This window comes from Catenulispora pinisilvae (genome assembly GCF_015356865.1).
GTDB classification, from domain to species: domain Bacteria; phylum Actinomycetota; class Actinomycetes; order Streptomycetales; family Catenulisporaceae; genus Catenulispora; species Catenulispora pinisilvae.
Genome location: NZ_JAAFZA010000147.1, coordinates 1 through 25644 on the forward strand (window position 1 = coordinate 1; position 25644 = coordinate 25644).

The 25644-nt window shown below is 70.2% G+C and carries 27 protein-coding genes and 1 tRNA gene; 16 read left to right on the forward strand and 12 right to left on the reverse strand.

From position 1 onward, the window contains the following. Window positions 1-70: 70 nt before the first annotated feature. The gene (locus IZR01_RS31790) at window positions 71-820 is read right to left on the reverse strand and encodes an SDR family oxidoreductase (RefSeq protein WP_194926017.1); all 750 of its coding nucleotides are present in this window, start codon (window positions 818-820) and stop codon (window positions 71-73) included. Between the two features lie 85 nt (window positions 821-905). On the opposite strand from IZR01_RS31790, the gene IZR01_RS31795 reads away from it, so the two are divergent. Next, window positions 906-1523 carry a TetR/AcrR family transcriptional regulator gene (locus IZR01_RS31795; protein ID WP_323747157.1) on the forward strand — a complete coding sequence of 206 codons (618 nt, stop codon included), beginning with the start codon at window positions 906-908 and terminating at the stop codon, window positions 1521-1523. A gap of 58 nt (window positions 1524-1581) precedes the next feature. Here IZR01_RS31795 and IZR01_RS31800 read toward each other — a convergent pair whose 3' ends face one another. Together IZR01_RS31800 and IZR01_RS31805 are read right to left on the reverse strand one after the other, a co-directional pair. After that, window positions 1582-2313 (reverse strand): response regulator, encoded by a 732-nt coding sequence (locus IZR01_RS31800; protein WP_194926019.1) that lies wholly within the window; start codon window positions 2311-2313, stop codon window positions 1582-1584. A gap of 147 nt (window positions 2314-2460) precedes the next feature. Further along, the gene (locus IZR01_RS31805; protein ID WP_194926020.1) at window positions 2461-3630 is read right to left on the reverse strand and encodes a sensor histidine kinase; all 1170 of its coding nucleotides are present in this window, start codon (window positions 3628-3630) and stop codon (window positions 2461-2463) included. Between the two features lie 237 nt (window positions 3631-3867). Here IZR01_RS31805 and IZR01_RS31810 point away from each other — a divergent pair, with 237 nt between their 5' ends. Then, window positions 3868-5085, forward strand: a complete 1218-nt coding sequence (locus IZR01_RS31810; protein ID WP_194926021.1) for an acetyl-CoA C-acetyltransferase — start codon at window positions 3868-3870, stop codon at window positions 5083-5085. Window positions 5086-5117: 32 nt separating this feature from the next. Here the strand turns inward: IZR01_RS31810 and IZR01_RS31815 are convergent, their stop codons facing one another. Beyond that, window positions 5118-5555 carry a hypothetical protein gene (locus IZR01_RS31815; protein ID WP_194899838.1) on the reverse strand — a complete coding sequence of 146 codons (438 nt, stop codon included), beginning with the start codon at window positions 5553-5555 and terminating at the stop codon, window positions 5118-5120. Window positions 5556-5728: 173 nt separating this feature from the next. Here IZR01_RS31815 and IZR01_RS31820 point away from each other — a divergent pair, with 173 nt between their 5' ends. Next, window positions 5729-5959, forward strand: coding sequence for a DUF4287 domain-containing protein (locus IZR01_RS31820; protein ID WP_012784872.1), 231 nt, complete (start codon window positions 5729-5731; stop codon window positions 5957-5959). A 412-nt stretch (window positions 5960-6371) separates the two neighbouring features. Then, window positions 6372-6454: transfer RNA gene (locus tag IZR01_RS31825), tRNA-Leu, on the forward strand. A gap of 78 nt (window positions 6455-6532) precedes the next feature. Here the strand turns inward: IZR01_RS31825 and IZR01_RS31830 are convergent. Next, window positions 6533-7636 (reverse strand): SGNH/GDSL hydrolase family protein, encoded by a 1104-nt coding sequence (locus IZR01_RS31830; RefSeq protein ID WP_194926022.1) that lies wholly within the window; start codon window positions 7634-7636, stop codon window positions 6533-6535. Window positions 7637-7801: 165 nt separating this feature from the next. On the opposite strand from IZR01_RS31830, the gene IZR01_RS31835 reads away from it, so the two are divergent. Then, window positions 7802-9211, forward strand: a complete 1410-nt coding sequence (locus IZR01_RS31835; protein ID WP_194896923.1) for a cystathionine beta-synthase — start codon at window positions 7802-7804, stop codon at window positions 9209-9211. A 58-nt stretch (window positions 9212-9269) separates the two neighbouring features. Here the strand turns inward: IZR01_RS31835 and IZR01_RS31840 are convergent, their stop codons facing one another. Further along, window positions 9270-10421 (reverse strand): PucR family transcriptional regulator, encoded by a 1152-nt coding sequence (locus tag IZR01_RS31840; RefSeq protein ID WP_194896922.1) that lies wholly within the window; start codon window positions 10419-10421, stop codon window positions 9270-9272. A 173-nt stretch (window positions 10422-10594) separates the two neighbouring features. Between IZR01_RS31840 and IZR01_RS31845 the strand changes: the two genes are divergently transcribed. Both IZR01_RS31845 and pruA read left to right on the forward strand, forming a co-directional pair. Then, window positions 10595-11521, forward strand: coding sequence for a proline dehydrogenase family protein (locus IZR01_RS31845; RefSeq protein WP_194896921.1), 927 nt, complete (start codon window positions 10595-10597; stop codon window positions 11519-11521). Window positions 11522-11553: 32 nt separating this feature from the next. Next, entirely contained in the window at window positions 11554-13185 is a 1632-nt protein-coding gene (gene pruA, locus IZR01_RS31850) for an L-glutamate gamma-semialdehyde dehydrogenase (protein ID WP_194896920.1), read from the forward strand. Between the two features lie 50 nt (window positions 13186-13235). Here the strand turns inward: pruA and IZR01_RS31855 are convergent, their stop codons facing one another. Further along, window positions 13236-13451 carry an FmdB family zinc ribbon protein gene (locus IZR01_RS31855; protein ID WP_194896919.1) on the reverse strand — a complete coding sequence of 72 codons (216 nt, stop codon included), beginning with the start codon at window positions 13449-13451 and terminating at the stop codon, window positions 13236-13238. Between the two features lie 147 nt (window positions 13452-13598). On the opposite strand from IZR01_RS31855, the gene IZR01_RS31860 reads away from it, so the two are divergent. Then, a complete protein-coding gene (locus IZR01_RS31860) occupies window positions 13599-14828 on the forward strand; it encodes a S8 family serine peptidase (protein ID WP_194926023.1) in 1230 nt (409 codons plus the stop codon). A gap of 45 nt (window positions 14829-14873) precedes the next feature. Then, window positions 14874-15626 carry a maleylpyruvate isomerase family mycothiol-dependent enzyme gene (locus IZR01_RS31865; RefSeq protein ID WP_194926024.1) on the forward strand — a complete coding sequence of 251 codons (753 nt, stop codon included), beginning with the start codon at window positions 14874-14876 and terminating at the stop codon, window positions 15624-15626. Window positions 15627-15630: 4 nt separating this feature from the next. Here the strand turns inward: IZR01_RS31865 and IZR01_RS31870 are convergent, their stop codons facing one another. The 3 genes from IZR01_RS31870 to IZR01_RS31880 form a co-directional block, all read right to left on the reverse strand. After that, complete coding sequence (locus IZR01_RS31870) at window positions 15631-16200, reverse strand: DUF1990 domain-containing protein (RefSeq protein ID WP_194926025.1); 570 nt, start codon at window positions 16198-16200, stop codon at window positions 15631-15633. A 23-nt stretch (window positions 16201-16223) separates the two neighbouring features. Further along, window positions 16224-17285: an alpha/beta hydrolase gene (locus IZR01_RS31875; RefSeq protein ID WP_194896915.1), complete on the reverse strand. Its 1062-nt coding sequence runs from the start codon at window positions 17283-17285 to the stop codon at window positions 16224-16226. Window positions 17286-17475: 190 nt separating this feature from the next. Beyond that, entirely contained in the window at window positions 17476-18351 is an 876-nt protein-coding gene (locus IZR01_RS31880) for a YihY/virulence factor BrkB family protein (RefSeq protein ID WP_228560654.1), read from the reverse strand. A gap of 248 nt (window positions 18352-18599) precedes the next feature. On the opposite strand from IZR01_RS31880, the gene IZR01_RS31885 reads away from it, so the two are divergent. Next, window positions 18600-19010 (forward strand): DUF2784 domain-containing protein, encoded by a 411-nt coding sequence (locus IZR01_RS31885; RefSeq protein ID WP_194926027.1) that lies wholly within the window; start codon window positions 18600-18602, stop codon window positions 19008-19010. After that, window positions 19007-19867, forward strand: coding sequence for a DUF72 domain-containing protein (locus IZR01_RS31890; RefSeq protein WP_194926028.1), 861 nt, complete (start codon window positions 19007-19009; stop codon window positions 19865-19867). The genes IZR01_RS31885 and IZR01_RS31890 overlap by 4 nt, the downstream gene beginning before the upstream one ends. 62 nt (window positions 19868-19929) lie before the next feature. On the opposite strand, the gene IZR01_RS31895 is transcribed toward IZR01_RS31890, so the two are convergent. Continuing rightward, window positions 19930-20190, reverse strand: coding sequence for a hypothetical protein (locus IZR01_RS31895; protein ID WP_194926029.1), 261 nt, complete (start codon window positions 20188-20190; stop codon window positions 19930-19932). A gap of 234 nt (window positions 20191-20424) precedes the next feature. After that, complete coding sequence (locus IZR01_RS31900) at window positions 20425-21495, reverse strand: hypothetical protein (RefSeq protein ID WP_194926030.1); 1071 nt, start codon at window positions 21493-21495, stop codon at window positions 20425-20427. On the opposite strand from IZR01_RS31900, the gene IZR01_RS31905 reads away from it, so the two are divergent. From IZR01_RS31905 to IZR01_RS31925, 5 genes are all read left to right on the forward strand, one after another. Next, the gene (locus IZR01_RS31905) at window positions 21485-21778 is read left to right on the forward strand and encodes a hypothetical protein (RefSeq protein ID WP_194896909.1); all 294 of its coding nucleotides are present in this window, start codon (window positions 21485-21487) and stop codon (window positions 21776-21778) included. The genes IZR01_RS31900 and IZR01_RS31905 overlap by 11 nt on opposite strands. A gap of 148 nt (window positions 21779-21926) precedes the next feature. Then, window positions 21927-22451 (forward strand): hypothetical protein, encoded by a 525-nt coding sequence (locus IZR01_RS31910; RefSeq protein ID WP_194896908.1) that lies wholly within the window; start codon window positions 21927-21929, stop codon window positions 22449-22451. Window positions 22452-22461: 10 nt separating this feature from the next. After that, window positions 22462-23625: a cystathionine gamma-synthase gene (locus IZR01_RS31915; protein WP_194896907.1), complete on the forward strand. Its 1164-nt coding sequence runs from the start codon at window positions 22462-22464 to the stop codon at window positions 23623-23625. Window positions 23626-23774: 149 nt separating this feature from the next. Continuing rightward, complete coding sequence (locus IZR01_RS31920; RefSeq protein ID WP_228560656.1) at window positions 23775-24830, forward strand: EamA family transporter; 1056 nt, start codon at window positions 23775-23777, stop codon at window positions 24828-24830. Between the two features lie 102 nt (window positions 24831-24932). Beyond that, a partial coding sequence (locus IZR01_RS31925) for a serine/threonine-protein kinase (RefSeq protein ID WP_194926031.1) occupies window positions 24933-25644 on the forward strand: 712 nt, incomplete at its 3' end.

Genomic DNA, 25644 nt, shown 5'->3' on the forward strand with positions numbered 1-25644 from the left:
CGCGAACTCCAGCCCCCCAAGCTCCAGCCCCCAAAACCCCGAACAACCAACCCACCCTAAAACCCAAAAATCAGAGCCCCGACCCACCAGTAGCATCGACCACCCGCCCGCTCACCCAGCGCCCGTCCTCGCTCGCCAAGAACGCGACCACCGCGGCTATGTCGTCCGGCTGCCCGATGCGGCCCAGGGCCGATACCGACGCCGCCCACTGCGCGGTCTCCTTGTCGCCCAACCAGCCCGCGGTGACGTCCGTGGCGGTGATGCCCGGCGCGACCGAGTTCACCGTGATTCCGCGCGGGCCCAGGACCTTGGCCAGGTTGAGGCTGAAGGTGTCCAGGGCGCCTTTGGTTGAGCCGTAGGCCATGATCTCCGGCATCGCTATGCGGGCTAGGCCGCTGGAGATGTTGATGACCCGGCCGTGGTCGCGTAGGCGGGACAGTGCTCCCTGTGCGACGAAGAATGGTGCGCGGACGTTGACGGCGAAGACCCGGTCGAACTCGTCCTCGGTCAGGCCGGGGAGGTCTGAGCTGCGGCCGATGCCGGCGTTGTTGACGATGATGTCGACTCCGGCGTGGGCGGTCGCGTCGTCGTAGGCCTGCCAGAGGCGGTCGGCGTCGCCGTGGGTGCCGAAGGGGGCGTGGATGGCGCTGGCCTGGCCGCCGGCCTTCGTGATGGTGGCGACGGTGTCCTCGGCTGCCGCGTGGTCGCTGGCGTAGCTCATCACGACGGTGGCGCCGTCGTGTGCCAGACGCTCGGCGATCGCGCGGCCGATGCCGCGGCTGCCGCCGGTGACGAGGGCGTGCTTTCCCTGGAGGGACATGGTTCTCTCATTTCTTGAGCGATCGACCAAGAAGTTCGTCGAGGACGCTAGCACAATTTTTGGTCGGGCGTTCTACAATGGGCCGGTGAGTGCATCCGAGACCGGGACCCGCCGCGGGCGTCCGCGCGGCTTCGACCGCGACGCCGCGGTGGCCGCCGCTACCCGGCTGTTCTGGGAGCGGGGCTACGAGGCGACGTCCATCAGCGACCTGACCGAGGCGATGGGGATCCGCTCCGGGAGCCTGTATGCGGCGTTCGGAGACAAGCCCGGATTGTTCCAGACGGTGTTGGAGGCGTACCGGGAGTTGCCTTCCGGCGCGTTCGTGTACGAGGCGTTCGCCGAGGAGGCGACCGCCTTCGGGGCCGTGGCGCGGATGCTGCGGGAGGCGGCGCAGGTGTTCACGGATCCGGCGCACCCGGCCGGCTGCATGGTGACCAACGCCGCCACCAACGTCTCGCCGGCCAACGTCGAGGTGCTGGAACTGTTGCGGGACAAGCGGAACCGGAACATCGTGATGGTGGCCGACCGGCTGCGCGCCGGGCAGGCCGCGGGGGAGTTGGCGAGGTCGGTGGACGTCGACGCGCTGGCGGCCTACTACGCCGCGGTGTACCAGGGGATGTCGCAGCGCGCGCGGGATGGCGCGGACGAATCAGAGCTCTTGCAGACCGCCGAGCTGGCTTTGGCGGTGTGGCCGCGCGGCTGACGGCGGGTCTTGGCCTTGTGTGGCCGCGCGGCTGAGGGGTTTCTGCTGAGCGCGCGGTCTACTTGGTGCCGGGGTCGGCGTAGCCGTGCGTGAAGGCGTACTGGACCGCTTGGGCCCGGTCGCGGCAGCCGGTCTTGGTGAAGATCCGGTTGATGTGCGACTTCACAGTCGCCTCGCCGACGAACAGCTTCTTGGCGATCTCGCGGTTGGAGTGCCCGGCCGCGATCAGGCGTAGGACGTCGGCTTCGCGCGGGCTCAGATCGTCGGCGGGTTCGGGGCTCGTGGCCGGGGTCGTCGCGGTGCTGGAGGCCGCGTTTGTGCCGCTGCCGCTGCCATTGGCGCCACCGCCAACGCCACCGGCGCCGTTGCCGGTGGCGGCCGCCAGCAACTGCCGCTGCACCGCCGGGTCGAGGATCGCCTGGCCCGCGGCCGCCGCCTTCACCGCGCGCTCGATGTCGGCGCGGGTGGCGGCCTTGGTGAGGTAGCCGAGCGCGCCCGCGCGCAGGGCGCCGACGATCGACTTGTCGTCCTCGTAGGTGGTCAGCACGACGATGCGGATGGCCGGGTTCGCCGCCAGGATGGTCGCGGTCGCCTCGATGCCGTCCGCGCGCGGCATGTTGAGATCCATCAGCACGACGTCCGGCGCCAGCTCGGCCGCCAGCGCCGCCGCCTCCAGCCCGTCGCCGGCCTGCCCGACCACGCTCACCTCGGACATGGTCTCCAGCAGCAGCGCCAGGCCTTCGCGGACTGCTGCTTGGTCGTCGGCGATGAGTACTCGGATCTCGGTCACCGTGGGATTGTCCCGCAGATGGCGGTGCGGCGCGCGCTCTACCTCATCGGCGCGGCCTCCGACGCTCGGCGCCGTGGCGCTACCGCGCGTCAGTCCTCAGCGCCGCCGTGCCGCCAATACTCGGCACCTCGGCACCTCAGCACCGCCTCACACCTCGCCGCGCCCCATCGTCCACCCCGGCACGACCGCCCGCACCGTCCAATCGCTCCCCTCGCGCCCGACCTCCAAAGACCCGCCGGCGAGCTCCATCCGCTCGCGCAGCCCGCTGAGCCCGTAGCCGCCGCCGGTGTTCGTGAGCGGCCGGGTGGCGTCAGCCTCGGCGAGCTGGTTGGTCACGGTCAGCCGCACCGCGTCGGAGTCGTAGCTCAGGTGGACCGTGGTCGGCTTGCCGGGGGCGTGCTTGCGGGCGTTGGTCACCGCCTCCTGCGCCGTGCGGTACAGCGCCAGCGAGGCGTCCGCCGGGAGCTTGCGGGATTCGCCGGTCGTGGTCATCGTGCCGCCGTCGGCCTCGACCAGCGTCCCGATCATCTCCGACAGCGGGCCGATGTCCGTGCGCAGGGCCTGGACCGCGCGGCGGCTCTCGGTGAGCCCTTCGCGCGTCAGCTGTCCGGCGCGCTCGACGCACTTCACCGCCTTGGCGATGTCCGGGCTCTCCTGCGTCAGCAGCGCCTGTGCGGCCTCGACCTGCATCGCCAGCGCGCCGAGCGAGTGCGCCAGGATGTCGTGGATCTCGCGGGCGATGCGGGTGCGCTCGCCGAGGACCGCCGCCTCGGTCTCGGCCACCGCGGCCCGGCGGGTCTGCTCCAGCAGCTGCTCCGCCGAGTTCGCGCGCTCGGCGATCGCGTACCGGATCATGCCCATGGCCAGGGCGGTCCCGATGATGACGACGAAGCCCAGGACCGCGGTCGTCGAGGCGCCGACGAACAGCGCCGAGACCGTCAGCGAGAGCGCCCCGGCCACCGCGATCGCCGTCGAGACCTGGGGCGCCAGGTTCGAGCCGGCGGAGAACGCCGCGACCGCTGGCACCGCGATCGCCGGGCCCTGTTGCAGGATCGCCAGCAGGCCGCCGCTGACCGACAACAGCGACAGCGGGTACTGGATCGGCCACTTCCGGATGTCGAACGTGATCATCCCGACCCACGCCACCGCCACCACGGCGAGGGTGATGGTGATGGCCAGCCCGCGCTCGTGCAGGCCCGGTTTGGGGTTCACTCCGAACAGGGTGAGGCCCAGCGCCACCAGCCCGCCGGTCCGCAGGGCCTGGATGCCCCAGAAGTAGCCCTTGCGATCCATCATGTTCGCCGTCAGCGCTGCCATGTACTGATCCTCTCGCTTCCGAGCCGGTGCCAGCCTCCATCCACGGGTGGAACGCGGGTGGAATACGGCTGCGCGCCGTAGTGTGAGGGAGGGCCAGGAACCGGGTGTGTTCTGCCGCACCCGGGCATTACCAAGCGGTAGCTTCCGAACTACGCTGGCCCTGACACCATCGCGGCGCCGACCGCGCGGCCCTGAAGCCGGCAGGCGACCCGGACCCCTTCGCAAGGAGTGACCTATATGCCCGAGGCAGTGATCGTCTCCACCGCGCGTTCCCCGATCGGCCGCGCCTTCAAGGGCTCGATGACCTCCATCCGGCCCGACGACCTCACCGCGCAGATGGTGCGCGCCGCGCTGGACAAGGTGCCCGGGCTGGACCCGCGCGAGATCGACGACATGTACCTGGGCTGCGGCCTGCCCGGCGGGGAGTCCGGCTACAACATGGGCCGGGTGGTCGCCACGCTGCTGGGCTACGACCACCTCCCGGCCGCGACCATCACCCGGTACTGCGCGTCCTCGCTCCAGACCACCCGCATGGCGTTCCACGCCATCAAGGCCGGCGAGGGCGACGTCTTCATCTCGGCCGGTGTCGAGGCCGTCTCGCGCTACGCCAAGGGCTCCTCCGACGGCCTGCCAGACACCCAGAACCCGCTGTTCACCGACGCGGTGAACCGCACCAACGAGTTCGCGGCCGGCGGCAAGGTCTGGCACGACCCGCGCGAGGACGAAACCCTGCCGGACGTCTACATCGCGATGGGGCAGACCGCCGAGAACCTGGCGCAGATCAAGGGCATCTCGCGGCAGGAGCAGGACGAGTTCGGCGTCCGTTCGCAGAACCTGGCCGAGAAGGCGATCGCCGACGGCTTCTGGGAGAAGGACATCACCCCGATCACGCTCCCGGACGGCACCGTGGTCAGCAAGGACGACGGGCCGCGGGCCGGCGTCACCTACGAGAAGACCTCGACGCTGGCCCCGGTGTTCCGCCCCGACGGCACCGTCACCGCCGGCAACTGCTGTCCGCTGAACGACGGCGCGGCGGCCGTGGTCATCATGTCCGACACCAAGGCCCGCGAGCTCGGCCTGACCCCGCTGGCCCGGATCGTGGCCACCGGCGTCACCGCGATCTCGCCGGAGATCATGGGTATCGGCCCGGTCGGCGCGACGCAGAACGCGCTGCGGAACGCCGGCATGACGCTCGGCGACATCGACCTGGTGGAGATCAACGAGGCGTTCGCCGCCCAGGTCATCCCGTCCTACCAGGACCTGGGGATCGACCTGGACAAGCTGAACGTGAACGGCGGCGCGATCGCCGTGGGCCACCCCTTCGGCATGACCGGCGCGCGGATCACCAGCACGCTGATCAACTCGCTTCAGTGGCACGACAAGCAGTTCGGGCTGGAGACGATGTGCGTCGGCGGCGGCCAGGGCATGGCGCTGATCCTGGAGCGGCTGAGCTGATTCGGTACCGGGTCGGCGCTGTGGCGTCCGCTCTATAGCGCCCGACGCAAGGCGGCCGTGCTTTCCAGCACGGCCGCCATCGCTTTCTCCGCCGGGACGCGTCCATCACCCGGCGTCCAGATGAGAGTTTCGCGCGGGTCCTTCAGCGCCCGGTAAGCGGCTAACAAGTCGTTGCCCACAACCGCGATCTGGTCGCCGAGCGCGAACACCCCGAGGGCCGGCAGCCGGTGCCAGAGCGGCGGTCGCGGGCTGTCCCAGCGCTCTATCCCCTGCGCGACCGTCGTGACCTGCGAGGCGAGCCAGTAGCCGGCCTGCGCGCGATCGCCGTAGGGCTCCAGCCGGAGCGCGAACTTGGAGTGCGGGAGGCGCCGGTAGCCCTCGGCGAGCCGGGTCAGCTCGGCCGCGAGGGCGTCGGCGGCGGCAGGATCCCTGTCCGCACTTCGTCCCCCCGGTTTGGTGCTGGAAGTCATCCGGGAAGGATACGGGTGGCGAATGCCGCGATAACGTCGTGGCACGTCACCGACCGCCCGGCGGACACCTGGCGCCGGAATCGCCAGGTCCCGTTCCTCTTGCCAGTGGCCCGACCCTCAGGCACGCTGGCGCACACGGACCGTATGCCCAGTCCATTCGCGGAGGCGCCCGTATGACGATCCATCACTCCGAACAGACCCACCGCAACCTCCTCGCCCGCATCCCCGCCGCCACCGGCCGCAGCTTGGACACCTGGTTCCAGCTGGTCAACGAAGGCCCGTCCCTCCCCCGCTTCGAAGAGCGGGTCAGCTGGCTCCGCGCCGAGCACGACCTCCCGCGCGGCTACGCCAACGCCATCGTGCACGAGATGGACCTGAAGCGCGCCGCCCGCGCCTTCGGATAAAAAAGCCCCCACCCGGATTCCCACAGAGCCCTCGGCTGTGCCGCGGGCTCTGTAACCGTGTCCGGAACTGTGATCGCGGCTGAGCCCGCAACCAGCCCGCAACCGTGCCCGCAACTATGCCGGCGCGGCATTCCAGCAGCTCGCGCACCCGGGCCGACGATGTGCCGAATCGCATATCGCCCGAATGCCCACACGATGCCCCACAAGGCCCGCCGGCCACCGCGCCGAGCGCGAACGCCCAGGGAACAGCGACCGGAAGTCCGGTGAAAGTCCTCCCCTCCCGGCGCCCCAACCCCCCTTACGACCTGCGCCCGAACAGGACCTTCAGCGGACCAGCGCTGGAACTCGATCACGCTTTCGCGCAGTTCTCGCTACGCTGAAGCCCGAAGGATCATCCCGACGATCTCTTCGGGCCCAGATGGTGGAACAGGCAGACACAGCGAGCTTAAACCTCGCGGCCTTCGGGCGTTGCGGGTTCGACTCCCGCTCTGGGCACTCGGGACGGGCGGCCGGTTCGTCGGAACCGGCCCGCACCCCTTGCGTATCAACCTTCTTATATCGCCGGGCCGCGGCTCAGGCCGAAGCGGACTCCGCCGCGGCCCCGGCGCCCGAATCGGTAGCCTCGCCTCCGGCTTGCGCGCTGGCGTCGGCCCCGGGCGGCACCACCGGCTCCGCGATCTGCCGGCGCCGCCGGTGGCGCAGGATGCCCCAGCCGGCGCGGGCGGCGCTGCCGACCTCGCGGCCGACTTCGGTGCCGCCGTGCCTGGCGGCCAGGACTGCGGCGCGGGCCAGGGGCATGCGGGCTTCGCCGCGGGCCGGTTCCAGAGTGTCCGGTTCGCCGGTCTCGGCGTCGGGCCAGCGGCCGAGGGCCGCCGCGATCGAGGGGAGCAGGGCCATGGAGGCCGCGGCGTAGCCCTCGGCGCTGGGGTGGAAGCGGTCCGGGCCGAACATGTCCTCGGGGCGGGCGGCGAATTCCGGGCCCAGCAGGGAGCCCAGGGAGACGGTGCGGCCGCCCGCGGAGACGACTTCGACGGTCTGCGCCGCGGCGAGCTGCCGGGACCAGCGGCGGGCCAGGCGGCGTAGGGGCTGGGCCACGGGGCGGATGGAGCCCAGGTCCGGGCAAGTGCCGACGACGACCTCGGTGCCGGCCGCGCGCAGCCGGCGGACGGCGTCGCCCAGGAACCGGACGGATTCGGCGACCTTGACGCGGTGGGTCACGTCGTTGGCGCCGATCATGATCACCGCCAGGTGCGGGCCGCCGCCGTCGGGTCCGGCCGCGATCACCCGCTCCAGCTGCCAGCCCAGGTCCGAGGACTGGCCGCCGACCTTCGCGACGTTCTGTAGCCGCACCGGGGCGCCGGCGGCCTCGGCCAGTCCGGACGCCAGCAGCGCGCCGGGGGTGCGGGCCGACTCCGTCACGCCGTAGCCGGCCGCGGAGCTGTCGCCGAGCATCGCGATGCGGATCACGTCGACGCCGGGCGCGGCGTACCACGCCCCGTAGACCCCGTCCGCGCGCGGCGGATCACCTTTGGTGGGGCCGATGGCCCGCCGGGCGAGTTTCGCCTCGGCGACGATCAACCCGATGGCGCCGCCGGTGAGGACCCCGATCCCCCCGCCGCTCAACGCGGCGGCAGCGGCGACGCGCTTGGCGACGCCCAGCCTTGTGAGCCCGGTCATCGTCGGCACACCTCCTGCAAGCCTCAAACTGAAGTATGTCCGCCGTTCCAGCGACCTTACCTTGAGCACGGTTGGCTACGACGTGGTGGTTTCACCCCGTAACCTGTGAAGCACCGAGTGACCACCGTAAATTGCCGGTCCACACAAGAAGCGGAGACGCCGCCGATGAAGTACGCCGAGTCCATGGTCGAGCTGGTGGGGGACACCCCGCTGGTGAAGCTGAACAACGTCACCAAGGGACTCCAGGCGACGGTCCTCGCCAAGGTCGAGTACTTCAACCCGGGCGGGTCGGTGAAGGACCGGATCGCGCTGCGGATGATCGAGGCCGCCGAGCGTTCGGGTGCCTTGAAGCCTGGTGGCACCATCGTGGAGCCCACGTCCGGCAACACCGGTGTGGGATTGGCCATAGTGGCGCAGCAGAAGGGCTACAAGTGCGTCTTCGTCTGCCCGGACAAGGTCTCCACCGACAAGATCAACGTGCTGCGCGCGTACGGCGCCGAAGTCGTCGTGTGCCCCTATGCGGTCGCCCCGGAGCACCCGGACTCCTACTACAACGTCTCCGACCGTCTGGTCCGCGAGATCCCCGGCGCCTGGAAGCCCGACCAGTACTCCAACCCTGAGAACCCGGCCTCGCACTACCACTCCACCGGCCCGGAGCTCTGGGAGCAGACCGACCACCGGATCACGGCGTTCGTGGCCGGCGTCGGCACCGGCGGCACCATCTCCGGCACCGGCCGCTACCTCAAGGACGTCTCCGAGGGCGCGGTCAAGGTGATCGGCGCGGACCCGGAGGGCTCGGTCTACTCCGGCGGCAGCGGCCGGCCCTACCTGGTCGAGGGGGTCGGCGAGGACTTCTGGCCGACCGCCTACGACCGGACCGTGGCCGACGAGATCATCGCGGTGTCCGACAAGGACTCGTTCCTGATGACCCGCCGCCTGGCCCGCGAGGAGGGCCTGCTGGTCGGCGGCTCCTGCGGGATGGCCGTGGTGGCCGCGCTGAAGTACGCCGAGCGCCTGGGCCCGGACGACGTCGTCGTGGTCCTGCTGCCGGACTCCGGCCGCGGCTACCTGTCGAAGATCTTCAACGACGACTGGATGGCCGACTACGGCTTCCTGAACCCGGGCACCGACGAGCCCACGGTCGCCGAGGTCTTCTCGCGCAAGGGCCAGGGCCTGCCGGACCTGGTCCACATGCACCCGCACGAGACCGTCGGCGAGGCGATCGAGACGCTGCGCGAGTACGGCGTCTCGCAGATGCCGGTGGTCAAGGAGGAGCCGCCGGTGATGGCCGCCGAGGTGATCGGCTCCATCGTCGAGCGCGACCTGCTGCGCGCGCTGTTCTACGAGAAGGCCTCGCTGGAGGACCGCCTCGACGAGCACATGTCCGCGCCGCTGCCCCAGGTCGGCTCCGGCGAGCCGGTGTCGGCGCTGGTCACCGCGCTGGAGAAGGCGGACGCCGCGGTGGTCCTGGTCGAGGGCAAGCCGCAGGGCGTGGTGAGCCGGCAGGACCTGCTGGGCTTCCTGGGCACCGAGGTCGCGGCGAGCCACACCGTCGGACACAGCGCTCACCTGTAGCGCCCTCACCTGTAGCGCCCTATAGCGACTAGCGGTCTATAGCGTCACGCACCCGGCGTCACCCACCCACCAGCGGAGCCAGGGAAACGCCTAAGTGCAGCCGCAACCGGTCTCGACCGTCAGCCAGGTCGAGACCGGTGATCCGCTCGATCTTCTCCAGCCGGTGGTAGAGCGTCTGCCGGTGGATGCTCAGCGCGGCAGCCGTCTGCTGAACGCTTCCGGCGTGGTCGAGGTACGTCTGTACCGTGACAAGCAGATCCGGCTCCTCTAATAGCCGGCGTACCGCGGGGTCTACTACAGCGTCACGCAGTTCTCTCTGCGGACCGCACGCAAGCAGCCGGTAGATCCCCAGGCCCGCCCACACAGCCGTGGGCCGGAACGCCGGAACCGCTCGCCCGACCCGCACCGCCAGCCGAGCCTCCCGCCAACTGGCCCGGGCTTCGGCGAGATCGTCGCGCGGCGCACCGATCCCCACCAATACGTCGTCCCGCGCATCGTGCTCTAGACGTTCTCTGTAGAGCTCCAGCGCGCGTTCCGCGATATCGGCGACGGAGTGTGGCTCCGGAACCAGCAGACTGATGTGATCCGTCTCCGGAGCGGCCAGGACCGAGCGAGGCAACCGCCACAGGTTGATCGGTATCGACTGCCAGTCCTGGGTCCGCGCCTCCAGGACGACCACCGAGATCCGCCGGTCCCGGTCGACCAGCCCCAGATCCGAGATCTCCTCCGCGGCCTGTTCCGCGACTCCGCGCTCCGGCGACAGCAGGTTCTGGAGCCGTTCCTCCATCCGTTCCCTGACCCGCGCCTGTTGCGCCAACAGCGCCCCGGCCCGGGACGCCTCGTGCATCGCGCTGGCGAGCATCGCGTCGTCCAGCCGGCCGCCGGCTTCCAACAGCCACACGTACCCGTACGTCACCCCGTTCCAGCGCGCGGGCAGGCATACCCGCGGCAGGACCCCGTGCTCCGGATCCGCCGGCGTGCGCACCGGCCGGTCGCTGCGCGCGATCCCGAACCCCTCGAACCAGGCCCGCACCTCCGGCGTGGAGCGCCGTTGCAGGATCGAGCGCTGCCGGATGACGTCCAGGCCGCCGGACTGCGAGGCGAACGCCACCAGGTCGAAGTCCCGGTCCTCCAGCGTCGCCGAGGCGGAGGCCAGCTGGGAGATGAGGTCCACCAGGTCCTGAAGCTGGTCGGTGGTCTGGGTCGCCATCAGACAAGTGTATGACGAAACCGGACAGTGATCGTGGCATTCGTCCATATGCCCGGCGGACGAACCGACTTACCGTCGTCCCAACAGACTCCGCCATGGATTCGCCACAGAACCGCGACAGATCCCGCCACCGCTGCGCCACCAGGTGCGCCACCAGGAAAGACAGGCCCGCCATGCTCAGCCGCACTCTCCTAGCCGCCTCCCGCAGTCCCAAATTGCGAGGGATGATCACCGGGGTCCCCCTGACCCGGCGCGTGGTCGACCGGTTCGTCGCCGGGGACAACCTGGACCAGGCCGGCCTGGTGATCGGCGACCTGGTCGAGGAGGGGCTGGCGGTCACCGTGGACCGGCTCGGCGAGGACACCCAGAGCGCCTCCGACGCCGCGGCCACCCGCGACGCCTACCTGGAGATGCTCAAGCGCTTCTCCGACCTCGGCATCGCGCACCGCACCGAGGTCTCGCTCAAGCTCTCGGCCCTGGGCCAGAAGCTCCCGAAGGACGCCGAGAAGATCGCGCTGGAGAACGCCATAGCGATCGCCGAGGCGGCCCGCGACGCCGGCACCACCATGACCCTGGACATGGAGGACCACACCACCGTCGACGCCACCCTGGGCGCCCTGCGCGAACTGCGCGGCGACTTCCCGTGGGTCGGCGTGGCGATCCAGGCCGCGCTGTTCCGCACCGAGGGCGACATCACCGACCTGGCGACCGCCGGCTCCCGGGTCCGGCTGGTGAAGGGCGCGTACATGGAGCCCGCCTCCGTCGCGCACCAGGAGAAGCACGAAGTGGACAAGGCGTACGTGCGCGCCATGAAGACCCTGATGCGCTCCTCGGCGTACCCGATGATCGCCAGCCACGACCAGCGCATGATCGACATCGCGCACGCCATGGTCGCCGAGACCGGCCGGGCCCAGGACAGCCACGAGTTCCAGATGCTGCACGGCATCCGGACCACCGAGCAGCACGCCCTGGTCGCCGGCGGCGACACCATGCGCGTGTACGTGCCCTTCGGCGACGACTGGTACGGCTACTTCATGCGCCGCCTGGCCGAGCGCCCGGCCAACGTCATGTTCTTCCTGAACTCGCTCGTCAAGCGCTAAGCGCGCCAACAGAGGGGAACACCCGCACCGCCATGGATGCCATCACCCGCACCCCCGCCCCGGTCAACGAACCGGTCCGCGCCTACGCCCCGGGCTCGGCCGAGCGCGAGTCGCTGCGGCGCCGCGTCACCGAGCTCGCGGCCGACCGCCACGAACTGCCGATGACCATCGCCGGGCGCCGTCGGATGGCCTCCGGCGAGCGCATCGAGGTCGTCCAGCCGCACAACCACAAGCACGTCCTCGGCGAGACCGCCAACGCCTCGACCGCCGACGTCGCCGACGCCGTGGCGGCGGCCAAGGCGGCGGCGCCGGCCTGGCGCGCGCTGCCCTTCGACGAGCGCGCGGCGGTCATCCTGCGCGCCGCCGACCTGCTGTCCGGCCCCTGGCGCGACACCGTCAACGCCGCCACGCTGCTCGGCCAGTCCAAGTCGGTGCAGCAGGCGGAGATCGACGCCGCCTGCGAGCTGATCGACTTCTGGCGCTTCAACGTGCACTTCGCCCGGCAGATCCTGGCCGAGCAGCCGCCGGCGAACTCCGCCGGGGTCTGGAACCGCACCGACTACCGGCCGCTGGACGGCTTCGTCACCGCGATCACCCCGTTCAACTTCACCGCCATCGCCGGCAACCTGCCGACCGCGCCGGCGCTGATGGGGAACACCGTGGTGTGGAAGCCCTCGCCGACGCAGCAGCTGGCCGCGCAGTACACGATGGAGCTGCTGGAGGCCGCCGGGCTCCCGGCCGGCGTCATCAACCTGGTCACCGGCGACGGCCTGGCGGTCAGCGAGGTCGCGCTGAACGACCGCGAGTTCGGCGGGCTGCACTTCACCGGCTCCACCAAGACGTTCAAGACCCTGTGGCGCCAGACCGCGCAGAACCTGGACGTCTACCGCTCCTACCCGCGGATCGTGGGCGAGACCGGCGGCAAGGACTTCGTGGTCGCGCACCCCAGCGCCGACCCGGCCGCCCTGGTCACCGCCCTGGTCCGGGGCGCGTTCGAGTACCAGGGGCAGAAGTGCTCCGCGGCCTCGCGCGCCTACATCCCGCGCTCCCTGTGGGAGTCCGGCGTGCGGGAGCAGTTGGCCGACGTCACCGGGACCATCACCTACGGCGACGTCACCGACTTCTCCTTCTTCGGCGGCGCGGTGATCGACCGGCGGGCCTTCACGAAGCACAGCGACCTGTTCGCGCGGGTCCGTGCCGAGGGCAAGCTGGAGATCCTGGCCGGCGCCACGGCGGACGACTCGCAGGGCTTCTTCGTGCAGCCGACCGTCCTGGTCGGCGACGACCCGCACCACGAGATCTTCACCGACGAGTTCTTCGGTCCGATCCTCGCGGTGCACGTCTATGACGACGCGCGCTATAGCGAAGTCCTCGACCTGGTCGACAGCTCGACCCCCTATGCGCTGACCGGCGCCGTGTTCGCCACGGACCGCGCGGCCGTCGAGGAGGCGCACAGCAAGCTGCGCTTCGCCGCCGGCAACTTCTACGTCAACGACAAGCCGACCGGTGCGGTCGTCGGGCAGCAGCCGTTCGGCGGCGGCCGGGCCTCCGGCACCAACGACAAGGCCGGGTCCGCGCAGAACCTGCTGCGCTGGCTGAGCCCGCGCACCGTGAAGGAGACGTTCGTGCCGCCGGTGGACCACCGGTACCCGCACATGGGCTGACGGCTTCCCTCAGCCGTCTCAGCCCTCTGGCCGCCGCTCCAGCTCCCGGGCTACGAGCAGCAGCCACCGCCGCAGCATCCGCCAGAGTCGCCGGATGCTGCGGCGGTCTTGTTAGCGCCGCCGACGTTCACCGCGACCGCGGAGATCAGCTTGACGGTGTCGTCGTGTCCGGCGGGGCACACGGCGGGAGCGGACGCCTCCGCCATCGGACGGGACAGCTCGAAGGTGTCGCCACACGCGCGACAGCGGTACTCGTAACGGGCCATGCCCCGCATCATAAGCGGTAAGTGATTTCCGCCTAGTGTCGGAAAAGCCGCTATAGGGATTTTCACAGAGGTTTGCGTTATTTGCTATGGCGCGCGATCCTGGGGCGCATGCCGCACCGCTTGGGGTCGCTCATGGGTGTCTGTGGCATGGCCGCTTTGGCGTTCATGCCCCCTACGGTGCGGGCGGAGGACGCCGTACCCAAGGCCGCCATACAGTGGCCGCTCACGTACCTGAAAGCCGACCAGGTGTGGCAGCACACCAAGGGCGCCGGCGTCACCGTCGGCCTGGTCGACTCCGGGGTCTCGCCGCTCGGCGACACCCGGGACAACCTGCTGCCCGGCGCGGACTTCTCGCTCGGCCCGGACAGCACCGGCATCGCGCACGTCGACACCGACATCGACAGCCACGGCACCACGATGGACGTGCTGATCGCCGGGACCGGGGCCGGCGACGGACTGCACGGCCTGGCGCCCGAGGCGAAGATCCTGCCGGTGCGGATGCAGCAGGAGGACGGCTCGGACCCGGTGCATATCGCCGACGCCATCAAGTACGCGGTGACCCAGCACGTCAAGGTGATCAACATGTCGCTCGGCACCGCGGACACGCCGGGGATGGCGGCCGCGGTGAAGCAGGCCGAGGCCGCGGACATCGTGGTGGTGGCGGCCGCCGGGAACTTCGGGACCGAGCACGTCATCATCCCGGCGGCCTATCCCGGTGTGGTGGCGGCCGGTGCGATCGACGACACCGGTGCCCGGTGGTCGGGCTCGTCCTACGGACCGCAGGTCTCTCTAACGGCTCCCGGAGTGGGGATCCCTGTAGAGGACGCCTCAGGTATCCCGAAGACCTCGAAGGGCACCAGCGAGGCTTCCGCTTACGTGACCGCCTCAGTCGCGCTGATCCGCTCGATGCATCCGGACTGGACCGCGGGCCAGACCATCCGCGCGCTTCTGGCCACCGCCACCAAGGCCGGCGGAGCCAGCGGCCTTCAGCGCGACGACGCTTACGGCTACGGCATCGTCAACCCGCTGGCCGCGCTGAACGTCGGTGCTCCGGTAGCGAAGGACAACCCGCTGCTGCCCGGCGCGGCTCCGCTGGCGGCGTCGCTTCCAGCTCCGGCACCTGTGCCGGTGGCGAGTACTGGTGCGGCGCCGGGTACGTCCGCTACACCCGCGCAGTCCTCGCCGGCGCACATGGCTACCGAGGCACTAAAGGGTTCCAGCAAGGCGGCCGCTACAGCGAAGACCAGTCTGCTGCCCTCTCGCCGAGACAAGATCCTCGCCGCGTTCGCGGCCGTGGTGGTCCTCGCGCTTTTGCTCTGGCTGGTGGCCGGCGGGCTGAAGCGGAGGGCGGACCGGAGGAACCGGATCTGGCGCTAAAGCGGGTTCCTGGGCGGGGGGCACAGTCAGTGGGAGAGTGAAGAAGTGGACCACATCGCGCACTTCGAGAGGGAAACAACGGCTTTCCACCGTGCCGCCCTGATGGCCGCCATGCCGGCCGCTCCGCCGCCGGTGCCGTCGTGTCCGGACTGGACCACGGCGGACCTGGTGCGGCACATCAGCCGGGTGCACCGGTTGGTGAACCACGTCATCGTGGACCGCTTACAGTCCCCGCCGCCGGACCGGCAGAAGTTGTTCACAGCCCCCGCGGACGCGACGGGCGAGGACCTGGCCGACTGGTTCGCCGAGGGCGCCATCGCGCTCGCCGCGACGTTCCACTCGACCGCTCCGGAGGTGCCGGTCTGGACCTGGGGCACCCAGCATGACGTCGGCTTCTGGCTGCGCGTCCAGACGATCGAGGTGGCCGTCCACCGCTGGGACCTGGAGGGCGCGATCGGTTCTCCCCAACCTGTGGACGAAGAGTTGGCGGCCGACGGCGTCGCGCAGTTCCTCGACGTCGTGGTGCCCTTCCGCCGCGGCAGCCTGAAGGACCTGCCGCCGATGGGAGGGGAGAGCTACCGCTTCCGGCAGACCGACGGCCGCGAGGTCTGGTCGATCGTGCTGGACCCCGACGGTCCCCGCCCGCTGGGAGAGGACGAGCCCGCCGATGTCGAACTCGCCGGCAGTGCCTCGGATCTATTGCTCTTCCTGTGGCATCGCATTCCTGGGGAGCCGCTTATGACGAAGGGCGATGCGAAAACGCTAGAGCGTTTCTTCGTAATGGTTCCGACGGTATAGCCCTCTATCGGGGATGGACCGCCATCGCTAATAGGTACTTGTTCGTATAGCGGTTCTGGATTATCCGCGTTACCGGGCCGCCCAACCGCGAGTACCAGAGAACGGATTTGGAGAACGCCATGACGGTGAACTCCACGAGGCCTTCTCCTCGGGTCACGTAGAAGGCCTCGCGACCGTCTTCAGGGTGCCCGGGCAACGTCTCATAGGCGTACCCGGCGTAGTCCGCGCTGGCGAACTCCGCAGTGACGACCCGGAACGGTGCGCGCAGTGGGATGACTCCGGCGACCCGCGAGATCAGTTGTCCTTCGAGCCCCACCGATGGTGCGGGCAGCGGCACGGCCTCGTCCTGGGCCGCGGTCGCCTCGATCCGCATCCCGGCGCCTATCTGCGGCCCCCAGGACTGGAGCATCGATCGGGCGCGCTCGAAGGCGCGGTCCAGGCCCGCGTCCCGCGGATCGAAGGAGTGCGCCAGCGGGATCGAGCGTCGGAAGTACCGGTAGCCGTCCGGAGCCGGGCCGAGGGCGGCGTCCCCGGGATGCGGGTGAGGCTGGGGAGGTCGCGGCTGAGGTGCCATGAGGCGGGCTGTTCGGCGCCGACTCAGCTCCCGCTCTGCGGCGGGCCCACCTGGGAGTCCCGCCCCAGCGCGATCAGCGCCAGGTTGTACAGCGCGGTGTTCCCGGTGCGCAGGTAGTCGCTGTGGCCGCCGGTGCCGGCGTTGAACAGCCGGGCCCCGAACGCCGGGTCCACCGGGTCGTCCCCGAAGCCGACGCTCACCCCCAGTAGGTCCACCTGGACGTGCGGGACGTCGGCGATGCCGTCGTTGGCGCTGCGGCCGGCCCAGACCTGCGCGGAGGTGTCCAGGTCGGACACCGAGCCGACGCCCATGCCGGGGGAGCCGAACACGGCGATGTCCGTGACCTTCACGTGCGGGGCGGCCTGGCCGCACACCACCGAGCCGTAGCTGTGGCACAGCAGCGAGACGGGGGCGTTGTTCACGGCCTTGATCTGCGACAGGAACGCCTTCAGCGCCTTGGCGCCGGCCGCGGCGTGGCCGAGCGTGGTGACGTGGATGCTGTCCATGGACGGGGCGTCGTAGCCGAGCCAGCCGATGACCGCCAGCGAGCCGTGCGCGCCGAGTTTCTGCGCCTGGTCGTACAGCGCCTCGGCGCCGACGCCGGTGCCCTTGACCCCGTCGAAGTTGGACAGCGTGTTGCCGGCCCCCGGGACCACCACCGCGATCCGCTTGGCGTGCACCAGGTCGCCGACCACCTCGATGCCCCGGCCGTTGCCGGAGGGGTCGAAGGACAGGAAGTCACGGGACGGGATCGCGAGGTTGCGCAGCGAGTTCGCCAGCGCCGGGTCCCCGCCGAACTGGGCCTCGTCGGCGGCCTTCGCCATCGCCGCACGGTTCAGGTCATAGCGCTGAGTCAGTGTGGAGGCACTGAGCGTGGGCAGCTTCGGCGGCGGGCTGTAGTTGATCGCCGCGTGCGCCGGACTGCTGGTGACCAAGGCGGCACTCAGGGCGATGGACACCGCGAGGGTCTTGCGCGGGATCCCGCTCGGCATGATCTTCCCTGGCCGCAGATGGTCGATCGGGTGGCGCAGGCTGTCCGGGACGACCGCGGCCAGGCCGATGCGGGCAGAGTCGAGCAGGCGCATCGCATCGGTTCCTAACGGCTTGGGGGGGATTCAGACGATCCTACGCGATCCGAACAGTGCGACGGGGCCGGCTCGCATGATGAGGTTCTTGAGATCATCCGCACTCGTTGATCGATCATCTGGTGTTGATGAGGATTTGTCGAGGGTCACCGGGCGTATATCCAAGTGCGCCAAGTGAGGGACCGGCCGGTCAGTCGAACAGCGACCGCGGCCAGCTCCGCCGGGCCCGGACCACGTCGGTCGTCACGGCGATCAGGGTCAGCCGGGCCTGGAGGTAGATCCACGCCACCAGCCCGAGCACGAGCCCGAAGACCCCGTAAAGCGTTGAGGCGTGGGCCAGCTGATGCGCGGCGATGAAGCCGCCGAGGTATTGCAGGCCCTGCCAGAAGACCGTGGTGAGGATCGCGGCGAGACGGAGGTCACGCGCCTCCACCTCGATGGCCGTGGCCGAGCGCATGCCGAGCCAGAACAGCAGCGCGGTGAGCACGAACGAGGCGGCCACCAGCGCCAGCCGCAGGCCGGCCGGGAAGAAGGCCCCGGAGGCCCACTCGCCGAGCGCGGTCATCGCGGTCGTGGACAGCACCCCGAGCCCCATCGTCCCGATGATCCCGACGCTGCGCAGCCACGACTGCGGGAATTTCGGCCGCCGGTCCTCCGGCACCCCCCACAGCAGGTTCATCGCGTACTGCGCGGCGTTGGCCAGCCCCAGCGCGCCGATCGAGGTGAAGACGATGGAGATGGCCAGCGCCGGGCCGCTGCGGCCGAAGTCGTGGATGTTGTTCTTCAGCTGGTCGCCGATCACCGGGAAGTCGACCAGCGCGGAGTTCAGGACGTCCTGCTGGAGCTTGGGGTTCGAACGCAGAACGGCACCGAGCACGGTGGTGAGGATCAGCAGCAGGGGGAACAGCGAGACGAACGCGAAGAACGTCAGTATCGCGCCGAGGTACCCGGCTTTCATGTCCTGGAGCTCCCGGAAGACGGCGACCGGGAACGCCAGCACGGGATGCCGTTGCTGGAACCGGTCCACACGGTCGGCCAAGGCGCGCAGCCGGGACAAGAACGCCATGCCCTTCATATAAGCATCGGCGTCCCGCCGGGCCCCCACACCACGCTGACGACTCGGGGAACGCCAGCCGCATTCGGCGCACCGGCCACCGCGAGCCCGCGCCCGGGCGTGGGCGCGGGCTTCTCGGGCCCGGTGGCCCGGTGGCCCGGTGGCGGCGTGGGGCACGGCGAGTTCCCGCGGGGTACTCAGATCCCGGTTGAGTACCCGCGCCCTTGTCATCGACGGCCGTGCGGACCAGGCTTTTCGGTATGGGATACCGATTCCTCATCGATGCCACGATGACGGTCCACTACGCCTTCGTGGCGTTCGTGGTGGTCGGCGGATACCTCGCGCTGCGCTGGCCGCGCGTGTTCTATCTGCACGCCACCGCGGTGGTCTGGCTCGGCGTCAACGCGCTCGGGGTGAAGTGTCCCCTGACGCTGATCGAGAACTGGTGCCGCGAACGTCTCGGGGAACCGGGAATCCCCCAGGGCTTCATCGCCACGCACGTCACCGGTGTCCTGTATCCGTCGAATCTGGAGTGGCTGTTCCGGTGGCTGGTGGTGCTCGCTATCGCCTGCTCGTGGTTCCTGCTCGCGCGGCGTCATCTGCACCGGGACAAGGGCTCGAACACCGGTGGCCTTTCGGGGGTGTCCGGTTCGCTAGGGTCGAAGGTGTGAGACTGCACGTTGGCTGCGCCATGTGGACGTTCGGGCCATGGCAGGGCCGGCTCCTGCCGCATCCGCTGCCGCCGCGCGAGCGCCTCGCCGCGTACGCGACGTGGTGCAACGCGGTCGAGGGCAACACCACGTTCTACGCGACGCCGTCCCGGGCCACCGTCGAGACCTGGGCGGCGCAGGCACCGGACGATTTCCGCTTCCTGCTGAAGCTTCCGAAGCCGGTGACGCACGAACGTCGCCTCGCCCCCGACCTCTTCAGCCCCGGCAGCGCTCTGCACGGCTTCTTCAGCGCGATCGAACCGCTCGGTCGGAATGCCGCGCTGTGGGTTCAGCTTCCGGCCTCGTTCGGGCCCGCCGACCTCCCCGCGCTGGCCGCCTTCCTGGGCCGGGTTCCGCAGGGGTACCGGTACGCGGTCGAAGTGCGGCATCCCGCGTTCTTCGCGGACCCGAAGACCGAGCAGACGCTGGAAAAGTTGCTGACGGAAGCCGACGCCGAGTGGGTCCCGTTCGACACGACAGTGCTCTACGAAACCCCGCCGACGACCGACGCCGAACGTGAGGCCTGGACCAAGAAGCCACGGCTGCCACGGCGTACTCGTGCCCTGACTCGCTTTCCGGTGGTGCGTTACATCGGTCGGGACGACGGGGAGCGGACGGCCGAGGGCTGGCAGCCGTGGGCGGACACCACCGCTGAATGGCTTCGGGAGGGGCGTTCCCCGACCGTCTTCGTCCACACGCCGGACAACGTCGACGCCCCGGTGCTCGCGCGGCGGTTCCACGAGGACGTGCGGCGGCGGGTGCCGGAGCTGGCGGCTTTGGGGGAGCCGATGCCGGTGGGGCCGCCGACGTTGTTCTGAGCTGCGCTCCCAGTGTCCTGGCTGCGCTCCCGCTGTCCGGGCTGTGCTCCCGTTTTGCCAGTCTACGACCCGAGCACGCAGACGACCGGCGGGTTGAGCGGCAGGATCTCGGTCCGCAGCTTCGTGAAACCGGCTGTGGTCAGCAAGGCCCTGATCTCGTCGGCGGCGTCGCGGGAGGTGTCCGCGGTGGCGCTGTGGCAGCGGGGCTGGGAGACGATGGCGATGCGGCCATCCGGCGTCAGCCGTGCGCGGAGTGCGGCGAGCAGATCGCCAGGGCGCAGGCGGCGCGCGAGGCTATTAGCCACGGATTGCGCTGCCGGCATGAGGACGTCACGGAGTGCCCGAATTTCGGTGCCGGCGTCACCGCACGGCTGGCCGGGCGGTCACTGGCGCAGGCACATGAGTAGCTGCATTCCGCTGCTCCGCCGAGCGCCGAGCGCCGAGCGCCGAGCGCCGAGCGCCGAGCGCCGAGCGCCGAGCGCCGAGCGCCGAGCGCCGAGCGCCGAGCGCCGTGATGGCTGACATCACGGCGCTCGGCGCGTAAGTGGTTGCTCCTGCTACTTGGTGCACGTAATCGAGGCGATCTTCATCGTCTTCGTGTCGAACACGGCCGTGAACTTGCTGGCCTCCTGGCCCGGCGCGTCCGGGTGCCAGTCCGGCCACGTCACCATGTGCAGCGTGGTCTGCGTGCCGGAGGTGGTGGGCGACGTCCCATCGGCCACCGCGACCGACAAGGGGACCTTCTTCGCGCACAGCAGCGGCACGGCGCCAGTGCTGCCCCAGTCCTTGGTGAAGGCGGCGTCCGAGACGAAGAAGGGGCGGATGGCGGCCTCGGCGTCCACGCCGAGCGACTTCTGCTGGGCGGCCACGCGGTAGTAGTCCAGGAGTTGCTGCGCGTAGTCCGCGGTCTTCGGGTTGCTGCCGAGGACCGGCGGATACGCCCGGCCGCAGGTCACGCGGGAGATCTTGGCGGAGCCGAGGTCCACGGCCAACGTCGAGGTGAAGCCGGTCGGCATCGCCGGCTCGGTCGGGTCGGGAACGGTCATGACCGGCCCGGGCGCGAAGTCCCAGGTGCTGGCGGCTGACGTCGTGCCGGTCAGGGCGACGATCCACCGATCCGGTCCGCTTTGGCCGCACTCATCCGTGTTGTAGTCCCCGTCACCGGTCCAGGAGGCGAAAGCACTCGTGAAGTAGGGATGCGACTTGTTGTCGACCACCGACTGGTCGTCGGTGAGGACCGCGCCGTAATACGCCGCGAGCGGCGCGACCCCCGGGAAATCCGCCGGACTCGGTGCCCCACCGCACGCGGTGCCCTTGATGACCCCTGAAGCCGGATCCACGGTCACGCTGACCTCCGCTGCTCCGCCCTTGTTGTTCTCGTAGAGAACGACCGGGACGGTCGCGTCGCTGCCGGAAGCCTGCACGGTCCCGATGACGATGCCGTCGTACTTCGCCGTGCCGCAGTCCATCGGCCGGTCCGATCCGACGGGTCCGGTCCCCCAGGAGGCGTTCATCGTCGCCGGGCTGTCGAAGTCGGCGGCCAGTTCCGCGGTGTCGACGGTCGGCTGCGTGTAGTGCGCGGGAGCCGTCACGCCCTGCCCGAACGCGGAGGCCACTTTGGAGCGCATCGTCTCCAGTTGGGCGGCGCTGAAGGGCGAACCCGCGGTCGAGGAGGTCGTGGGCGACGAACCCGCGGTCGACGAGCCGTCGGCCGCCGGGCTGGTTGTCGTCCCCGTCCCCGGTGACGTCGCGGTCCCCGCCGCCGACGTGCTGGGCACGCCGGACCCGCCACTTGACGCCACCTTGGACGTGGCGCTGCATGCGCCAAGTCCCGCCACCAACGACGCCGCGATTGCGGCGACCGCGGCTGTACTGATGCGTGAGCGCATCATCGTTTCCCTCCCCGGGTGAACACTCTGTCGAACTTCAAGACGTGCGGCTGCCGGAGAGGTTGCGTGGCTTCGGTGACTTGCCCCGCCGGGTTTGCGTCGGGGTGCGATGTCGCAAATGGTCAGTATTGTCCTCTTCAGGTAATACGACCCGGGCACGGGAGGCGTTGATGGGTTCGCTGATCGCGGGGGCGCTGGACGGGCTCGGCCACGTGGTCGGGCTCGCGGGGGACGCCACCCCCTACGTCCCCAGCGCGCCGGTACAGATAGGCACGTCAGGGCCTCGCCACGGGGTTGCCGAGGCCGGGTCCTGGCAGGGGCTGATCGTGATGTTCGGGCTGGTGCTCGCCATCGGCGCCGCGGTGTTGATGTACGCGGTGCGGCAGCGGGCCCGGGTGTTGGAGCGGCGGCGGGTACGTCGGATGGCCGCAACCGTCGCCCTGATGGGTGATGCCGACGAGGCCATCGCCGTCACTCCGGCCACCTCGACGCTGGCCGCGACTCTGGCCGCGAGCCTGAGCGCGGGCATCCCGGTCAGGGCTGCCGCCTCCTCCGCCGGTTCCTCTAGCGGTTCCTCTACCGGATCCTCCGCCGGTTCGTCCGCCACCACCTCCGCGACTTCCGCGACCTCCGCCCCGCCCAAGCCACCGCGCACCACACCCGCCACACCGGGCCGTCCAGCCCCGAACGCGTAACCTGAAGACCATGTCCGCATCTGACGCCCATGCCAACGCCGCCTTCGAGACCCTGGCCATCCACGCCGGCCAGGACCCGGACCCGCTGACCGGCGCCGTCGTCCCCCCGATCTACCAGGTCTCCACCTACAAGCAGGACGGTGTCGGCGGCCTGCGCAACGGCTACGAGTACTCGCGCAGCGCCAACCCGACCCGCAAGGCGCTGGAAGACTGTCTCGCCTCGATCGAGGGTGGCCGCACCGGCCTGGCCTTCGCCTCCGGCCTGGCCGCGGAGGACTGCCTGCTGCGGACCGTGTGCGTGCCCGGCGACCACGTGGTGATCCCGGCCGACGCCTACGGCGGCACCTTCCGCCTGTTCTCCAAGGTCCTGTCCCGCTGGGGCCTGGGCTGGACCGCCGCCAACATGTCGGACCCGGCGGCCGTGCGCGCCGCGGTGGTGCCCGGCAAGACCAAGGCGATCTGGGTCGAGACCCCCTCGAACCCGCTGCTGGGCATCGCGGACATCGCCGCGCTGGCCGGGGTCGCGCACGAGACCGGCTCGCTGCTGGTGGTCGACAACACGTTCGCCACCCCCTACCTTCAGCAGCCGCTGGCCCTGGGCGCCGACGTGGTCGTGCACTCCACCACCAAGTACATGGGCGGCCACTCCGACGTGGTCGGCGGCGCCCTGGTGGTGTCCGACGAGGAACTGGGCTCGGAACTGGCCTACCACCAGAACGCGATGGGCGCCGTCGCCGGACCCTTCGACGCCTGGCTGGTGCTGCGCGGCGTCAAGACCCTGGCCGTGCGCATGGACCGGCACTGCTCCAACGCGCAGCGCATCGCCGAGGCCCTGGCCGCGCACTCGAAGGTGACGGCCGTCCACTACCCGGGCCTGCCCGACGACCCCGGCCACGAGGTCGCGGCCAAGCAGATGTCCGGCTTCGGCGGCATGGTGTCGTTCCGGGTGGCCGGCGGCGAGCAGGAGGCGGTCGACATCTGCGGCCGCACCGAGCTGTTCACCCTCGGCGAGTCCCTGGGCGGCGTCGAGTCGCTGATCGAGCACCCCGGCCGGATGACGCACGCCAGCGCCGCCGGCTCCCCGCTGGAGGTGCCGAACGACCTGATCCGGCTCTCGGTCGGGATCGAGTCGATCGACGACCTGCTGGCCGATCTGCTGCGCGCGCTGGGCTGACCGGCGCTGCCCGGCCGCCCCGCAACCCGGCCGCCGGCTGGGCGAACGACCTGATCAAGGGCCACTCACGCTTGAGTGGCCCTTGATGCTGACCCCACGTATCCCGCAGGCTGATCGCATACGGTCAGGGGTGCGGAGGGAGCAGGGGTATGACGCTCGCCTCGGAAGAGGGACGCTATGCGGCGACGGCTCCGGACGACACGGCTCCGGAGGGCACGGTTCTGGGCGACACGACTCTGGACGACACGGCGAGCCGGGATCTACTAGCGGACACGGCAAGTCAGGATATTGGGATAGCCAAGCCCTCAACCGCCGTCGCCCAGCAGATGACCAAGGCGGCCTGGATCGCCCTGGCCGCGGTCTACGTCCTCTGGGGCTCCACGTATCTCGGCATCCGCTACGCCATCGAATCCATCCCGCCGCTGTCTTCCGCCGCACTCCGCTTCATCCTCGCCGGCCTCATCCTCGGTGGCTTCCTCGCGATCCGCCGCGGACCGTCCGTCCTGCGCGTCACACGAGGGCAGCTGGCCTCGGCCGCGCTGATCGGCTTGCTGTTGCTGCTCGGGGGCAACGGCTTCGTGGTCCTGTCGGAGCAGTACATCCCGGTCGGCACCTCCGCACTCCTGGTCGCGTCCGTGCCGCTGTGGATCGTGGTGTTCCGCGCGCTGACGAAGGACCGGCCCAACGCGCGCACGCTGGTCGGCGTCCTGATCGGGTTCGCCGGTCTGGTGGTGCTGATGCGGCCCGGCGGCGGTGGCGCGCACAACTACCTGCTGGGCGTCTCGCTGGTCCTGATCGCGTCGGTCTCGTGGGCGTTCGGCTCGGTGGCGTCCAAGGCCTGGCTGACGCCGCCGAAGGACGTGTTCGTGGCCTCGGCGTACCAGATGGTGTTCGGCGGCATCGGCTGCGCGGTCGCGGCGGCGCTGCACGGCGAGCACTTCCACCCCGGCGCCGTCACGGGTACGTCGGCCTGGGCGACGCTCTATCTGGTCGCCGCCGGATCGCTCGTGGCGTTCTGCTCCTATGTGTGGCTGTTGAAGAACGCGCCGATATCGACCGTCGCAACATACGCATATGTGAACCCTGTTGTCGCGGTCGCCCTCGGCGCCCTGTTCCTCAACGAGGCCATCACCCTCGCGGTGGTCGTCGGAGGCTTGATCGTGGTGCTCGGAGTGGCCGTGGTGATAGCGACGGAACGCAGGTGAGAGACCGTCCGGTGAACGCCCGGGGCGTCTAGACGAAAATACGCCTCAGAGCCCTGTCGTCGCGCTGTGCAAGGGCGTGGCCCCTGTGCACAATTAGCCGCCGTGGCAGGAATATCGGGAGTCTCCGCCGGCATCGTCCTGGCGGGTCGCTACACGTTGTCCCGGCGGTTGTGGCACCGCGGGATCGGCGAGCTCTGGCTCGCCTCCGACTCGGTGCGCCGGCGCCGGGTGTGGATCCAGATCACCGCATCGGGCGGTCTGGAGAACGCGGTCTCGGCGCTGACGCACGTCACGCATCCGGCCATCGCGGTGGTCCGCGAGGCCGGTCAGAAGCGGATCGCGCACGAGGACCGGGTGGTCACCGACCACGACCAGCACTCCCACAAACTGATCCACAAGAGCGACAGTTACATCGAGTTCGCCGTCTACGACCAGGACAAGGGCTCCTCCCTCACCGCCCGCCTGATGAAGGGCGCGCTGACCTCCGCCGAGGTCGGCACGCTCGCGCTGAACGCCGCCGAGGTCTTCGAACGCGTGCACGCCGCCGGGCTGGTCCACGGCTGGCTGCACACCGACTCGATGTGGGTGGGCAGCAAGGGCGAGGCGTTCGTGGACCTGGCCCTGGGGCTCGCATTCGAGGGGGACGCGGCCGCCGCGGCGGCCGAGGCGCCGAGCGGGTTCTTGACGGCGGCCCGGCTGGGCGGGGCGGCGGCTTCGGCTGCTGATGATGTTTACGGGCTGGCTTGGTTGACGTATGCGGGGGTCTTCGGGTGGGGGATCCTGCACGAGGATTTGGTGCGGGCTCGGGCTGAGG

Bases quoted from the DNA above. Each gene is read 5' to 3' on its own strand.
- IZR01_RS31790 (WP_194926017.1), bottom strand. From the start codon at position 820: ATGTCCCTCCAGGGAAAGCACGCCCTCGTCACCGGCGGCAGCCGCGGC.
- IZR01_RS31805 (WP_194926020.1), bottom strand. From the start codon at position 3,630: ATGGCAGCGCTGACGGCGAACATGATGGATCGCAAGGGCTACTTCTGG.
- IZR01_RS31810 (WP_194926021.1), top strand. From the start codon at position 3,868: ATGCCCGAGGCAGTGATCGTCTCCACCGCGCGTTCCCCGATCGGCCGC.
- IZR01_RS31815 (WP_194899838.1), bottom strand. From the start codon at position 5,555: ATGACTTCCAGCACCAAACCGGGGGGACGAAGTGCGGACAGGGATCCT.
- IZR01_RS31820 (WP_012784872.1), top strand. From the start codon at position 5,729: ATGACGATCCATCACTCCGAACAGACCCACCGCAACCTCCTCGCCCGC.
- IZR01_RS31830 (WP_194926022.1), bottom strand. From the start codon at position 7,636: ATGACCGGGCTCACAAGGCTGGGCGTCGCCAAGCGCGTCGCCGCTGCC.
- IZR01_RS31835 (WP_194896923.1), top strand. From the start codon at position 7,802: ATGAAGTACGCCGAGTCCATGGTCGAGCTGGTGGGGGACACCCCGCTG.
- IZR01_RS31840 (WP_194896922.1), bottom strand. From the start codon at position 10,421: ATGGCGACCCAGACCACCGACCAGCTTCAGGACCTGGTGGACCTCATC.
- IZR01_RS31845 (WP_194896921.1), top strand. From the start codon at position 10,595: ATGCTCAGCCGCACTCTCCTAGCCGCCTCCCGCAGTCCCAAATTGCGA.
- pruA (WP_194896920.1), top strand. From the start codon at position 11,554: ATGGATGCCATCACCCGCACCCCCGCCCCGGTCAACGAACCGGTCCGC.
- IZR01_RS31855 (WP_194896919.1), bottom strand. From the start codon at position 13,451: ATGGCCCGTTACGAGTACCGCTGTCGCGCGTGTGGCGACACCTTCGAG.
- IZR01_RS31860 (WP_194926023.1), top strand. From the start codon at position 13,599: ATGGCCGCTTTGGCGTTCATGCCCCCTACGGTGCGGGCGGAGGACGCC.
- IZR01_RS31870 (WP_194926025.1), bottom strand. From the start codon at position 16,200: ATGGCACCTCAGCCGCGACCTCCCCAGCCTCACCCGCATCCCGGGGAC.
- IZR01_RS31875 (WP_194896915.1), bottom strand. From the start codon at position 17,285: ATGCGCCTGCTCGACTCTGCCCGCATCGGCCTGGCCGCGGTCGTCCCG.
- IZR01_RS31880 (WP_228560654.1), bottom strand. From the start codon at position 18,351: ATGGCGTTCTTGTCCCGGCTGCGCGCCTTGGCCGACCGTGTGGACCGG.
- IZR01_RS31885 (WP_194926027.1), top strand. From the start codon at position 18,600: ATGGGATACCGATTCCTCATCGATGCCACGATGACGGTCCACTACGCC.
- IZR01_RS31895 (WP_194926029.1), bottom strand. From the start codon at position 20,190: ATGCCGGCAGCGCAATCCGTGGCTAATAGCCTCGCGCGCCGCCTGCGC.
- IZR01_RS31900 (WP_194926030.1), bottom strand. From the start codon at position 21,495: ATGCGCTCCAAAGTGGCCTCCGCGTTCGGGCAGGGCGTGACGGCTCCC.
- IZR01_RS31910 (WP_194896908.1), top strand. From the start codon at position 21,927: ATGGGTTCGCTGATCGCGGGGGCGCTGGACGGGCTCGGCCACGTGGTC.
- IZR01_RS31915 (WP_194896907.1), top strand. From the start codon at position 22,462: ATGTCCGCATCTGACGCCCATGCCAACGCCGCCTTCGAGACCCTGGCC.
- IZR01_RS31920 (WP_228560656.1), top strand. From the start codon at position 23,775: ATGACGCTCGCCTCGGAAGAGGGACGCTATGCGGCGACGGCTCCGGAC.